Below are 14260 nucleotides of genomic sequence, written 5' to 3' on the forward strand. Positions count from 1 at the left end.
AAAAACATGTTCGCCCCAGGGAGTCCGAAGAAAAAGAATGCTTTCCTAATTAATTTCCGTTAATTTGTGATCCGGCATCAGTGCTTTGGCAGAAACAACGGCGGCACACTTCAGTGCCTTCGTGATCATATCGAGCGAGAGACAGGGCGTCAGTTTGTCCAGAGTCTGCTCAGGCATATAAGGAACGTGAATAAAGCCGCCGATTCTCGTCTGCTCGGAATGGCTCAGCTCGTGCATCAATCCATAGAAAACCTGGTTGCAGACGAAAGTGCCCGCCGTATTGGAGAGCCCTGCGGGAATGCCGAGACCTTTGATCGCATGAACAATCTTACGGATCGGCAGAGTCGACCAGTACGCGGCCGGTCCGTCTGAAACGATCGCCTGATCGGTCAGCATCCGGCCCGCGTTATCAGGTACCGCTGCATCGCTCACATTGATCGCAATGCGTTCGGGAGTGATTTGCATTCTTCCACCGGCCTGTCCGACAGCGATCGTCACATCCGGCTTGATCACATGGATCGATGAAATCAATCTTTCTATCGCTTCTCCATAAACGACAGGCAGCCTCGTTGCAAAGAGTGTTACATTACCAACAGCCCGCATGCCGTCCAACCGCCGTACCGCTTCCCAGGAAGGGTTGATATGATCCTCGCCGTACGGCGCGAATCCGCTCAACAAGACTCTCATGCCGATCGCCCCCTGACTATCATTTATTTTGGATGAATGAAAAGGGTGAATAAGGAACCCGCATCCCTATCCACCCTTTATTTCCCTATTCAGCTGTTTCTGATTTCCTGTTCAGAAAAGTTTTTAAAACGATTATATACATCGAACAGCGAGTCTTTCTCCTCATCCGTCAATCCGACCATCGGCAGACGGACGCCTCCGACTGCAATGCCCAGGTGATTAAGCAGCGTCTTGATCGGTGCAGGGCTGGGTGCCGCAAAAAGCTCCCGCATGAGCGGAAGCATCGCCCGGTGCAGACATGCCGCCTTTTTGATGTTTCCGTCCAGAAAAGCCGCGACCATGTCTTTCATCTCAGGACCGATGACGTGCGACGAAACAGAGATCACACCCTGGCCGCCGATCGCAAGAACGGGCAGCGTCAGGCCGTCGTCGCCGCTATACAGATGAAAATCATCGTCCGTTCCGGCGATAATCGCCGCCATCTGATCCAGATCTCCGCTTGCTTCTTTGACGGCAACGATATTATCGATCTCAGAGAGCCGAATGATTGTTCCGGCGGATATATTTACTTTTGAACGGCCGGGGATATTATAGATGACAACCGGTACCTCCACATGTTCGGCAATTGCCTTGTAATGCTCGTAAAGTCCTTCCTGGTTCGGTTTGTTATAATAGGGTGCCACAGCCATAACGGCATCGACGCCAAGCTTCGAAGCTTCTTCCGAAAACGCAACGGACTGTTTTGTATTATTTCCTCCGGTCCCTACGATGACTTTCAGACGCCCGTCTGCCACTTTTACAACATGTTCAAAAAGCACCAGTTTTTCTTCGTTCGTCAGTGTCGGCGATTCTCCTGTTGTCCCGGCAACAACAACGCCTTCCGAACCGTTTTGTATCAAATGCTCCAGAAGGTCGGTCGTACGTTCCAGACTGAGGTCTCCGTTTTCATCAAACGGTGTGGCCATTGCAGTCAATAATCTGCCAAAATCCATTTTTCTCACTCCTGTTTTGGTTGTTCCAAATCGGCTTCTTCCTGTTCCCTTTCCAGGTGGAAAGCATGGTGCAGTGCGTTCACGGCATCCTTCATCCTCGCCTGTTCAACCAGGACCCAGATTGTATTATGGGAATCGGCGGATTGCAGGATACGGATTCCCTGTTCCGTAAGCGCGTTCACAATCCGCGAAGCAACTCCGGGCACACCGGCCATTCCCGCTCCTACAGCCGAAACCTTAGCGCATCCGCTCAGCACATCCGGTGCGTAGCCCAATTTTTTCAGCGTTGCGACGGCCAGATCAGTCACCTTTTCCATCACTGTGTAAACAACGCCGTTCGGACTGATATTGATCAGATCGACACTGATTCCCTGTTCCGCCATCGCTTTGAACACTTTCGCCTGAAGGTCGTACTCTTCTTTGCCGGCGCGGACGCGGATCTGCGTGACTCCCTTGACATAGGTGATCCCGGTTACCGGCCGTTCCCGAATATCCTGTCCGCGGCCCGCCCGGTTCATCGTCGTGACGAGCGTGCCAAGCCCTTCCGACATCGTCGACCGGATGTGTATCGGAATTTTCGCCGTCATGGCAATTTCAACCGCCCGCGGATGGATCACTTTGGCCCCCTGATAAGCGAGGTTGCAAACCTCATTGTACGTAAGGACCGAAAGTCTGCGTGCATCGCTGACAATGCGCGGATCTGCCGTCATGACACCATTTACATCCGTAAAAATATCGATCCATTCCGCATCGACAGCCGCCCCCAGCGCCGCGGCCGATGTATCGCTGCCCCCGCGCCCGAGAGTCGTTATTTCGCCGTCCGCTGTCTGTCCCTGAAAACCGGCAACGACGACCGTATCAAGGCCTTCAAGCTTCTTGAGCAGAGGGCCGACTTTCATCTCAATGATCTTCGCCTCGTTAAACGTCCGGTTTGTCCGAAAGCCCGCCTGTGCACCTGTCATGGCTTCGGACCGGATGCCCGCCTTTTTCAGCATGTTCGAAAAAACAACCATCGAAATCGTTTCTCCGCAGGACATCAGAATGTCCCTCTCGCGCGCCGAGCTGTCATATTCATCGACGAGGCCGAGCAGTGTGTCGGTGGCATAAGGATCCCCCGCACGGCCCATCGCGGAAACGACAACAATCACTTTATAGCCTTCGCTTACGGCTTTCATCACATGCTGAACTGCATGATCTCTCATTTCCTGAGTCTGGACGGATGTCCCGCCGAATTTCTGTACAATGATCTTCAAATCGCTATCATCCTTTCCACCTTGGGAGAATGCTGCAAATCGATCCGTTCGCCTTTTTCGTCAGGTTTCAATCGGCGGAAGCGGGTTTTCAGCGGAAGCGGTGAGCCTTCAAGCGTTTCAGAGCAATGGCTCCCGCGGTCCCCCACAGCTGCGTTCAGTCCTCCGTTTGTGACAGGCCGATCTTCCTGTTCAATAGACATCTCATTTCATCTATTATATAATTACCGATAGTCGAAAGAAAGGGAGAATTGCAGAAAACAGCTCTCTCCCTTAGAAATCCAGTTCTATTTTATCATATTCAGCCCGGGAAAAAACATGAAACGTCAATCTTGCTTTGTTTTATCGACAAGTAGCGGCTGAAGCTGTTCCCCCAGCAGGGCCGATTCTACCGTATTAATCATCAAATCCATCCGGCCGACCAGCGAATTCGGCTTGTGCACAGGATCATCCTGGCCGAACGGAATAAAATAAATATTTTTTGCAACGATTAATTTTGCAATATTCTGCAGATTAAGCCCGAGCCCGTCGTTTGTTGAAACACCGAGCACGACAGGACGGCCGTTTCTTAATGTCGCCTTGGCCGCCATCAGGACGGGACTGTCTGTCTGGGCATTGGCGAATTTGCTCAATGAGTTTCCGGTAAGAGGCGCGATGATCATACAGTCAAGCGGTTTTTTCGGCCCGTAGGGTTCGGCCTTGACAATTGAATCGACAACCTCATGTCCTGTAATCGTCTCGACTTTCCCGACCCAGTCTGCCCCGCTTCCAAAACGAGTCACCGTCTGCTTTACCGTATAGGTGACAAAAGCCGTTACTTTACATCCCGCTTCCATCAGTTTTTCAACTTCCGGAACGACCTGGCTGTAGGTGCAGTGCGACCCGGTGATTCCGAATCCGATATGTTTCCCTTCAAGGCTCATCTTATTCCGCCTCCCCTGAAAATTTATCCAGCAACAATTCCGTCAGCACATTGGCAATAATCTGGCCTGCTGTTTTCGGAGCAACAAGTCCGGGAAGCCCCGGTGTAATAATGGCCTTGATGCCCCTCTTTTTTGCATAGCGGAAATCCGTCCCCCCGGGAAGCGAAGCGATGTCCATAATAAAACTGCTGGCCGGCATGCGGGACAGCACTTTACTGGTCAGCACCATGGCCGGAATCGTATTGATGCATATTTCGTTATCCTGCACCTGATCCGCCAGATCCTTCAGGTAAAATGCTTTGAGCCCCATCTCCACCGCACGGGCAATATGTTCCGGACGGCGGGCGCCCACTTTGACATGGGCGCCGAGCGCCGAAAAGGCCCTGGCCAGACTCATTCCCGTCCGGCCCAGTCCGAGAATGATCACATTCGCATGATGGATGGTGATATCCGTATGCTGGATCACCATCATGATCGTTCCCTCAACCGTCGGGATAGAGTTATAGATAGCGACATCGTCACGCTCAAATAATTTAACGACCTCACGTCCCGTTTCGCGTGAGACTTTATCAAGAAAAGGCGTCGAGATCCCCGAATAGATAGCGCAGTGCGTCGGAGTTTCCTGAAGCCAGCCTTTGGTCAATTTGATCGTTTCGTTGGAAAATGTCGTCTCGACATTCCCTTCTTCATCCGTTCCGCTGACCGGAAGAATCAGGCTGTCTACTTCTTTCGCCCGGATCTCTTCCATATTTTTTTTAATGGCCCCGTTGAAATTCCGGTTCAGCTGATCAAAACCGATCAGCGACAGATGCGCATCCAGTGCGGTCAGTTTGCTTATCACTTCAATCTGCCGAGCGTCCCCTCCCAAGATTACGATGTGCCTGTTTGTCAGCATCGACTTTCCCTCCGCATGGCTGTCTTTCACTATATAGCCTGATTTTCTTTCAACACTTTATGGTATGACGAATGCCCGCTGTTGTGAAAATGATTGGGCTGAGAGCATAGAAAAAGTCCCGGAAAAATGATCAGAATTTTTCCGGGACTTTATTTTGCAAATAAGAAGCAAAAATTTTTCAGGATGATCTCTTAAGCGGCCGGACATCGGCGCCGTGTCCTGCGGCCGGTCCGGCATGAATCGCCCAAGTCCCCGCAGCAAAGGCCTCATCTGCCGGAGATTTGGGGTGAAGCCGAGTTTTCCGACATTTGCCGGCTCGGAAGTGCATTAAAGGGCGGCCGGCATTTTTCCGGTCGGGCTGACGATGGAACAGGAGTACGGTTTATCAAAGATCGATTCCGCCACATCGTGCACATCGTCCAGAGTCACGGCATCAATCTGATTGATCATTTCATCGATCGGACGGTCGTGTCCGAGAATCAGCTCGTTCTTTGCATTTCTGCTCATCCGGCTGTTTGTGCTTTCCAGCCCGAGGATGATATTCCCCTTGATCTGTGCCTTGCTGCTGTCCAGTTCTTTCTTGGTCAGGCCTTCTTTTGTCATCGTCCGGATTGTTTCAAGGATTGTCTGTCCCAGTTCTTCAATCTGATCGGCTCCCGTGCCTGCGTACACTGTCAGAAGGCCGCTGTCTTTAAAGGCCGTGTGAAATGAAAAGACGGAATAGGCAAGGCCCCGATCCTCGCGGATGTTCTGAAAAAGGCGGCTGCTCATGCTCCCGCCCAGGGCATTGTTCATGACCATCAGCGGCACCATTTTCTCATCGCTGCTCGATACCCCCGCATAGCCGAGACAGATATGAGCCTGTTCCGTTTCCTTCTTACGCGCTATTTTACCGGGGCTGAACGAAGGGGCCGGCTGGCGTTCCTCGCTTTCCGGCACTCTGTAGTCCGCAAAAATCCGGTCGATCTCGTCAGTAAACGACTCGTCAAGATTTCCGGCCGCAGAAACGACGATGTTATCCGGCGTATAATGCGTATGCATATGCGATTTCAAATCGTCCCGGTTGAAATCCGCCAGCGTCTGCTTGGTTCCGAGAATCGGATAACCGAGGGGATGATGGGCAAAACTCGCGGCACTGAGCAAATCATGGACCAGATCGTCCGGAGTATCCTCGTACATCTTGATCTCTTCGCCGATGACCTGCTTTTCCTTCTCAAGATCCGCACTGTCGAAGCGGGAGTGAAACAGCATATCGGCAAGTACATGAACCGCGTAGGATGCATCGCTGTCCATGACTTTGGCGTAAAAACAAGTACACTCTTTTGAAGTGAACGCGTTGACCTGGCCCCCGATCCGGTCAAACGCCTCGGCAATCTCCCGCGCGCTTCGCTTCTCGGTCCCCTTAAACAGCATATGTTCAATGAAATGCGAGATACCGTTGTTTGATTCATTTTCGTATCTTGAACCTGTTCCGATCCAGATACCGATACTCGCTGAACGGACAAACGGCATCTTTTCCAGTAAAACGCGAACGCCGTTCGAACATTTGTGTTTTATAACCACGAAAAATCCTCCCGTTTTTCTTCTCACTCGATATTCTCATTCTAAATTACTATATACTATAGCACGATGAAAAATAGCAGACAAATAGATTCATATTCTTTTATGTCTTTTTCATTAAGATTATGAGTAACGCTCAGCGGATCGGATAAAAAAACAAAAGGGTCCAAAAAAAGAAGCCGGACCTGCGGCACCGACTCAGCCAAAAGACCTGTCCATTATTTATGATTCCTGCTCTCAGCGCACGTTGGTTTCCTTCCGGGCTCCCGAATCTGAAAGAGCCGCTTTGCGCGAAAGTTTAATCCTGCCCTGACGATCAATATCAATAACCTTAACCCGGACTTCATCGCCGATTTTAACGACATCTTCCACTTTATCGACACGTTTGTCGTCCAATTCCGATATGTGGATCAGTCCGTCTGTATGTCCGAACAGGCCGACAAATGCTCCGAACTTCTCAATACGTTTGACTTTTCCGATGTAGACTTCCCCGACCTTCGCCTCGCGAACCAGATCCTCAATCATCTGCTTTGCCCGACGGCTTCCCGTTTCATCGGCCGAGAAAATAACAACGGAGCCGTCCTGTTCGATGTCGATCTTGACACCCGTTTCATCAATGATCTTATTGATCACTTTTCCTCCCGCTCCGATCACATCGCGGATTTTTTCCGGATGGATCGACATCTTCAGGATCTTCGGAGCAAACTTGGAAAGATGCGGACGCGGCCCGGGTATTGCCGCCAGGATCGTCTTCATGATCTTCATGCGGCCTTCCCTGGCCTGCCGTAAAGCACGGGACAGGATATCGCGCGTCACCCCGGAAATCTTAATGTCCATCTGAAGCGCTGTCACGCCTTTTTCCGTTCCGGCACATTTAAAATCCATATCCCCCAGTGAATCTTCCAGGCCCTGGATATCCGTCAGGACAACAACATCGTTGCCGTGTTTGACGAGGCCCATGGCAATACCCGCGACCGGCGCCTTGATCGGAACCCCGGCGTCCATAAGCGCCAGCGTGCTGCCGCAGATGCTTGCCTGAGAAGACGATCCGTTTGATTCCAGCACTTCGGAGACGCAGCGGATCGTATAAGGGAATTCCTTTTCAGAAGGGATCACCGGCGCCAGCGCGCGTTCGCCGAGCGCTCCGTGTCCGATTTCCCGGCGGCCGGGCGATCGGATCGGCCGGGCTTCGCCGGTGCAGAACCCGGGAAAATTATAGTGATGCATGAATCGTTTGGAATCTTCGGCAGCAAAATCATCCAATGCCTGAAAATCACTGAGCGGTCCCAGTGTACAGACGCTGAGCGCCTGTGTCTGTCCCCGGGTGAACAGCCCGGAACCGTGTGCCCTCGGCAGAAGGCCGACCCGTGCGGCAAGCGGACGGATTTCATCTATTGCCCGTCCGTCGGGACGAAGATGTTCAACGACGATCATCCGTCTGACTTCTTCTTTGAGGATACCGTGCAGAATCCCTTCCACAAGTGCCGGATCAACCGGCTCTTCGCCATTTTCGTTTTCTCCCTGAAAAACCGAGATGACTGATTGCTTCACTGCATTGATTGCCCGGTCACGCGCCTGCTTTTCTTTCGTCCGCATCGCTTTGTCCAGACGGTCGCCTACAAGGCCGCGAATACGCATTTCCAAGTCGGCGTCCGCTCTGAAGAGCTCGGGCTCCATTTTGTCTTTTCCGACAGCAGCGACAATCTGTTCTTCAAAAGCAATCAGCTGTCTGATCTGTTCGTGAGCCAGAAGAATCGCGTCGAGTATCACTTCTTCCGGAATCTGATCCGCTCCCGCCTCGACCATATTCACGGCTTCTTTGGTGCCTGCGACGGTCAGACTCATATCACTTTTTTCGGCCTGTTCAACAGTCGGATTGACGACAAATTTTCCGTCCACCCGGCCAATGACAACGCCCGCGATCGGCCCGCCGAAGGGGATATCGGAAATCGATAAAGCGACGGACGATCCGAGCATGGCCGCCATCTGCGCGCTGCAGTTCAGATCAAGGCTGAGCACCATATTGACAATCTGTACTTCATTGCGGAACCCGTCGGGGAACAGCGGACGGATCGGCCGGTCAATCAGGCGGGCGGCAAGCGTTGCCATATCGCTCGGCCGGCCTTCTCTTTTGATGAAGCCGCCCGGAATCTTGCCGACCGCGTACGCCCGTTCCTCATAATTGACTGTCAATGGAAAAAAAGATCCTTCTTTCGGCTCTTTCGATGCCGTTGCCGTAGAAAGAACGGCCGTATCGCCATAATAGACAAGTGCAGCACCGTTGGCCTGCTTGGCGATTTCTCCGATCTCGATACGCAGCGGCCGTCCGGCCCATTCCATTTCAAAAACACGTTTCGACTGCTCCATGTCTCCGTAACACCTCTTTTCTGTAAACACAGCAAAACAGCCCGCCGATCCGGGCTTCTCCCATCACCTATTTGAAACGGCGGACCTGTTTTTCCGTCCATAAGCGAAAACTAATTTTATGCGAAGGCCGGGCGGCCCGGACAAAAGCCTGGGGAACGCCTCCCGACTTTTTTGTCCTCCTCTTTGATCAGGCTCCCTGCCCATAAAGAAAATCTGCCGGTCGGTGGATCCGGCGGTTATTTGCGGCTGCCGGACAGGCCGCAACACTCTATTAAGGCGTTCATGGTGCCGCCGGATCTGGTACTTTCCGTATAGTATAAAAAAGGCGGGAAATCTCCCGCTTTTTCGCTTCTTTTATCGACGCAGTCCCAATCTGGTAATTAAATCACGGTATCTTTTAACATCCGCACCGCGCAGATAAGTCAGCAAATTACGACGTTTCCCGACCATTTTCAAGAGGCCGCGACGAGAATGATGATCCTTCTTGTGCAGCTTCAAATGTTCGTTCAGTGCATTAATCTGCTCCGTCAGAACGGCAACCTGAACTTCCGGTGAACCGGTGTCGTTCTCATGAGTCTGGTACTCATGAATCAGCTGAGTTTTGCGTTCTTTCGTTAAAGCCATCAGCTTTCACCTCCCTGTCCTGAATCCCCTCGAGCTCAGCCGCCGCCGGTGGAACGAGCAGCCGGGCAAAGGTTCTTGTACACATTAAATCCGTACCGTATCATGATACACGTTTTCCGCCGCAAATTCAAGATCATTCAGATCATCGGTCTTATTTGCTTTTCGCTCTTTCCGAATCAAAAAAATCGAAGGCATCTGCTTTATCTTTTTCCATCTGGTCAATCAGCGCATCCGCACTCTGAAACTTTTCCTCGGTCCGGAGACGTTTATACCAGTCAATCGACACTTTTTTATCGTAGAGATCACCGTCATAATTCAGTACATAGACCTCAACGGTTGTTTTCGCATCCGTTTCATCATAGAAGGTAGGACGGGTGCCGATGCTGCATACGCTGTCCATGGCTTCCCCGTCAACAATCAGCCGGACGGCGTAAACACCGTTCGGCGGCATGACAAAGACGTCTTTTGATTCAACATTCGCCGTCGGGAAGCCCAACGTCCGGCCCCGCCCGTCTCCGTGTCCGACCGTGCCGGACGTCCGGTACGGCCGGCCGAGAAGCAGTGACGCATTATCAACGTCTCCTCCAGCGACCAGAGCACGGATATGGGTAGTGCTCACTTTTTCGCCGAACATCTCAACTTTGGGGACGACCGTATAGCTGAACATGCTTCGCGAATAATCGTCGATGTTATCCATATTGCCGCCGGCCATACGCCCGAATGTAAAATCATAGCCGGCAACCACATGTTTGGCGTGCAGCCTGATCAGATAGTTATCGACGAAATCCTGCGGCGACAGCCGGCTGAGCGCTATATCGAAGCGAACGAAAAAAAGGAGATCGACTCCTAGTTTCTCAATTAAATCTGCTTTCATTTCCAGAGGCGTAAGATAATCCGCCCGCTTGGCCGACGGTTTAAGAACGACCGACGGATGAGGATAAAAAGTCATGACCGCGGATGCGAGTCCCTTTTCCCGGGCAATTTCCACGGCCTTTCGGATCACTTTTTGGTGTCCTAGATGTACACCGTCAAAATTTCCCAATGCGATTACTTTTTCATTGCTGTCGATTTTTTCGATAAAAGGGATCTTTTCCAAAAAAATTCTTTCCAATGCAGGCACCTTCTACTCTCGCTAGACTGAAATACTGTCGGCGCTTTCTCATTGATTCAGCAATCCCCGGTCACAAGCACTTTTTCCGGTTTGACCATTCCCTGTCTATCAGGGTGGAGACGGTAAACCGCCAAACAGTTTCCCTTGTTATTATAAACCGCATAAGCATGATTACGGAATCCCTCAGGAGCGGGAAGAACGGCTCCGTGAATAATTTTTCTTTCCAGCAAGTCGCCGACGGTCCAGCGGTCCAGCATGCCGAGCCCTGCTTCCAGCGGCTTCAGACATGCGGAAAATTGACGATGGCCGATCAGATCTTCAACTTGTTCAAATGTCAGAGAGTCCTTTAATTCAAAAGGCCCCTCTTTTGTCCGCGTCAGCATCTGCAGATGGGCAGGATAGCCCAGCTCCCGCCCGATATCCGCCGCCAGCGTCCTCACGTATGTCCCCTTGCTGCATGAAACTTCAAAGGGAATGTCCGGCAAAAAGTTCTCTTCGCCGCCGGCAATGACTAAGTTAAAAATACGGACACGACGGACCGGACGTTCAACCGTTATCCCTTCTCTGGCATACTCATAAAGTTTTCTGCCGTTTACCTTCACAGCAGAATACATCGGCGGGCACTGGCGGATCTCGCCTTTGAAAGAGCCGAACACCCGTTCAATCCGCGATCGGGCAATCGGCCGAACGATCTCTTTGCTTTCAACGATTTCGCCGCCTGCGTCCTCCGTTGCTGTCGCCGTCCCGAGACGGATCACGCCCTTGTACCTTTTGCCGTATTCAAGCAGGTACTGGGCCACTTTTGTAGCTCTTCCCAGGCAGAGAATCAGGACGCCGTCCACATCCGGATCCAGCGTCCCCGCGTGCCCGATTTTTCTGAAGCCCAGAAGCCTCCGGAGACGGGCAACACAATCGTGAGACGTGATTCCGCGCGGTTTGTAGAGCGGCAGAAGTCCGTCATATTCGCTCATGAAAGGTCCACCTTACTCTTTTTCTCTTCTGTGCAGATCGTCAATCAATTGATCGATATGATTTCCGTATTCAACCGATTGATCGAATTTGAATTGAATTTCCGGCGTCTTTCTCAGACGAATCCGTTTGCCGATTTCACTCCGTATAAATCCCTTTGCTTTGGCCAGGCCTTCAAGTGTCGCGGTTTTCTTTTGGTCGTCTCCGAGCACGCTGATATATACGGTGGCATCCTGAAGATCGCCGGTTACGTCAACCCCCGTCACGGTCACAAAACCGACCCTGGGATCCTTGATCCGGTGTTCAATGATATCGCTCATTTCCTTCTTCATCTGTTCGGCAACGCGATGCACCCGTAAATTTGCCATGGGTTCACCCTCCTTCTCAAAGCCATTCATAAACCGTGTCCGCGCGTTCAATGTCAACGCGACCGTCAATGAGGGACAGAGCCCGGGCCAACTCGCGTTCCACATGAGTTCTGGAAGTCCCGACGGAAACGAATGCCAGTTTGGTGCGTTGCCAGCTATCCTGATACGCAGTCTCGCTTGCCGCAAGATTGTGCCCGTTTACTGCTTTACGCAGGATACTGAGGATCACGGTGCGTTTTTCTTTCAAAGACTGTGCACTGTACAGTATGCATTCACACTGCACAAGACCGATCATCATTTCGGCTGAACTTCCTCCATAACATAAGCCTCCATTGTATCGCCCTCCTTGATGTCGTTAAAATTCTCCAGCGTTACGCCGCATTCGAATCCTGACTTGACCTCTTTGGCATCATCTTTGAAACGCTTCAGCGTATCCACATGTCCCTCGTAGATAACGACGCCGTTTCGAACGAGCCGTATGCCGGCATCCTTGGCAATTTTTCCGTCCGTGACATAGCATCCCGCTATAGTGCCGATTTTCGACACTTTGAAAATTGTACGGACTTCGAGCTGCCCGATCGCTTTTTCCTTATATTCCGGATCCAGCATTCCCTTCATGGCGGCTTCCATTTCATCGATCGCGTCGTAAATCACACGGTACAGGCGAATATCCACCTTTTCCTCTTCCGCCACTTTCTTCGCATGATTATCGGGACGGACATTAAAACCGATGATGATCGCGTTGGAAGCCGAGGCAAGGATAATATCCGATTCACTGATGCCGCCGACTCCCTCGTGGATGATATTGATTTTTACGCCGTCCACATCGATTTTCTTCAGCGATCCCGAAAGCGCTTCGACAGATCCCTGTACGTCTGCTTTAATGACGACATTGATTTCTTTCATTTCGCCTTCTTTTATCTTTTCAAACAGATCATCCAGGCTGACTTTGCTCGTTGTTTCCTTCCGTTCCGTGATCAGTGCGCGTTCGGCACGGGTTTCGCCGATCTGGCGCGCTTTTTTCTCATCTTCAAAAACGATAAACTGATCGCCCGCCTGAGGCACATTATTCAGGCCGGTGATTTCAACCGGCATCGAGGGGCCGGCTTTCTTGACGCGGCGGCCGACATCGTTGACCATCGCCCGCACCCGTCCGAACGTATTGCCGACCACAATGGGGTCGCCTATTTTCAATGTCCCGTTTTGAATGAGCAGCGTGGCAACCGGGCCTTTTCCTTTATCAAGCTGTGCCTCGATGACGGCGCCGCGTGCCATTTTCTCAGGATTGGCTTTACATTCTTCCATTTCCGCGACAAGCAGGATCATTTCAAGGAGATCGTCGATTCCCGTACCCTTTTTTGCGGATATCTTCACGAAGATCGTGTCTCCGCCCCAATCTTCGGGCACCAGTCCCTGTTCCGACAGTTCCTGCATGACGTGATCCGGATTGGCATTCGGTTTGTCGATTTTATTGACGGCAACGATGATCGGAACTTTGGCCGCCCGGGCATGATGAATCGCCTCAATGGTCTGCGGCATCACTCCGTCGTCCGCCGCTACCACAAGCACCGTGATATCGGTGATCTCCGCTCCTCTGGCCCGCATCGTTGTAAAAGCGGCGTGGCCCGGCGTATCCAGAAAAGTAATCTTTTTCCCGTCATGTGTAACCTGGTAAGCTCCGATATGCTGGGTAATGCCGCCTGCTTCTCCGGCCGTGATTTTCGTATGGCGTATCGAATCAAGCAACGTTGTTTTCCCATGGTCGACATGGCCCATGATCGTGACAACCGGAGGACGGACCACGGCCGTCTTTTCATCGATGCCGAGGCCTTCCTGTTCAAAATTGGCTTCGTCGACGATAACTTCTTCTTCAACGGCAACGCCGTAATCAGCGGCGAGCAGTCCGATTGTATCTTTATCGAGATCCTGATTCTTCGTCGCCATTACGCCCAGCGCCATCAACTTCTTAATAATGTCGGTCGACGGACGGCCGAGCTTTTCGGCAAACTGTCCGACAGTCAGCGTTCCGGACAGCATTATTTTTTCCGGAAGCTTGATTTCCTGTCTCTGACGGTTCCCATGCTGCTGGCCCCCGCGCCTTTTCGAATTGAAACGGCTGTTTCGTCTGCCGCCGCTTCGTCTGCCGCCGAAATGATTTCCTTCGCCGCCGCCATCGTTTGCAGCGGTGTTTTTCCGGCCGGTTCCCTGTCTTCCTTTTGTCGTAACGGATTGTTTTTCATTCAATTCCCTAGTCGGACGGTTGGCTCGCGTATTCTTGATCTTTGCTTGGTTCACTGGACCCTCTTCATTCTTTTTTTTCGGTTTTACGGTTTCTGCCTGATGGACCGTGACTGTTTTTATTTTTAATTTTTTATTCAATTGTTTGATTGCATTATCTTCAATAATAGACATGTGGCTCTTGACGGAATAGCCGAGTCCTTCAAGATTCGAAATAATTTCCTTGCTCGTTAGTTTATGCTCCTTGGCATATTCATAAACACGCATTTTCGTCAT

14 protein-coding genes are annotated in these 14260 nt (G+C 51.5%); all 14 read right to left on the reverse strand.

Translation table 11 applies throughout. The features are described from left to right. Positions 1-45 precede the first annotated feature (45 nt). On the reverse strand, positions 46-693 hold the full coding sequence (gene pcp, locus Q6A92_RS06250; RefSeq protein WP_274397861.1) for a pyroglutamyl-peptidase I: 648 nt from the start codon (positions 691-693) through the stop codon (positions 46-48). A gap of 83 nt (positions 694-776) precedes the next feature. Then, entirely contained in the window at positions 777-1679 is a 903-nt protein-coding gene (gene dapA / locus Q6A92_RS06255) for a 4-hydroxy-tetrahydrodipicolinate synthase (protein WP_332237419.1), read from the reverse strand. 5 nt (positions 1680-1684) lie between these two features. Then, complete coding sequence (dapG, locus tag Q6A92_RS06260) at positions 1685-2932, reverse strand: aspartate kinase (protein ID WP_332237420.1); 1248 nt, start codon at positions 2930-2932, stop codon at positions 1685-1687. After that, complete coding sequence (locus Q6A92_RS06265; RefSeq protein WP_274397366.1) at positions 2929-3132, reverse strand: hypothetical protein; 204 nt, start codon at positions 3130-3132, stop codon at positions 2929-2931. The genes dapG and Q6A92_RS06265 overlap by 4 nt, the downstream gene beginning before the upstream one ends. A gap of 123 nt (positions 3133-3255) precedes the next feature. Further along, positions 3256-3852: a dipicolinate synthase subunit B gene (locus Q6A92_RS06270; RefSeq protein ID WP_274397367.1), complete on the reverse strand. Its 597-nt coding sequence runs from the start codon at positions 3850-3852 to the stop codon at positions 3256-3258. A gap of 1 nt (position 3853) precedes the next feature. Then, a complete protein-coding gene (gene dpaA, locus Q6A92_RS06275) occupies positions 3854-4747 on the reverse strand; it encodes a dipicolinic acid synthetase subunit A (RefSeq protein ID WP_274397368.1) in 894 nt (297 codons plus the stop codon). A gap of 327 nt (positions 4748-5074) precedes the next feature. Further along, positions 5075-6310, reverse strand: a complete 1236-nt coding sequence (locus Q6A92_RS06280; protein WP_332237421.1) for a M16 family metallopeptidase — start codon at positions 6308-6310, stop codon at positions 5075-5077. Between the two features lie 234 nt (positions 6311-6544). After that, on the reverse strand, positions 6545-8674 hold the full coding sequence (pnp, locus tag Q6A92_RS06285) for a polyribonucleotide nucleotidyltransferase (protein WP_332237422.1): 2130 nt from the start codon (positions 8672-8674) through the stop codon (positions 6545-6547). A 354-nt stretch (positions 8675-9028) separates the two neighbouring features. Next, complete coding sequence (rpsO, locus tag Q6A92_RS06290; RefSeq protein ID WP_274397370.1) at positions 9029-9298, reverse strand: 30S ribosomal protein S15; 270 nt, start codon at positions 9296-9298, stop codon at positions 9029-9031. 151 nt (positions 9299-9449) lie between these two features. Continuing rightward, on the reverse strand, positions 9450-10409 hold the full coding sequence (locus Q6A92_RS06295) for a bifunctional riboflavin kinase/FAD synthetase (protein ID WP_274397371.1): 960 nt from the start codon (positions 10407-10409) through the stop codon (positions 9450-9452). 56 nt (positions 10410-10465) lie between these two features. Next, complete coding sequence (gene truB, locus Q6A92_RS06300) at positions 10466-11380, reverse strand: tRNA pseudouridine(55) synthase TruB (protein ID WP_332237423.1); 915 nt, start codon at positions 11378-11380, stop codon at positions 10466-10468. 12 nt (positions 11381-11392) lie between these two features. Next, positions 11393-11746 (reverse strand): 30S ribosome-binding factor RbfA, encoded by a 354-nt coding sequence (gene rbfA / locus Q6A92_RS06305; protein WP_274397373.1) that lies wholly within the window; start codon positions 11744-11746, stop codon positions 11393-11395. Positions 11747-11762: 16 nt separating this feature from the next. Further along, complete coding sequence (locus Q6A92_RS06310; protein WP_274397374.1) at positions 11763-12044, reverse strand: DUF503 domain-containing protein; 282 nt, start codon at positions 12042-12044, stop codon at positions 11763-11765. Then, the gene (gene infB, locus Q6A92_RS06315; protein WP_332237424.1) at positions 12041-14260 is read right to left on the reverse strand and encodes a translation initiation factor IF-2; all 2220 of its coding nucleotides are present in this window, start codon (positions 14258-14260) and stop codon (positions 12041-12043) included. The genes Q6A92_RS06310 and infB overlap by 4 nt, the downstream gene beginning before the upstream one ends.

It is taken from the genome of Sporolactobacillus sp. KGMB 08714 (assembly GCF_036598985.1).
Taxonomy (GTDB): domain Bacteria; phylum Bacillota; class Bacilli; order Bacillales; family Sporolactobacillaceae; genus Sporolactobacillus.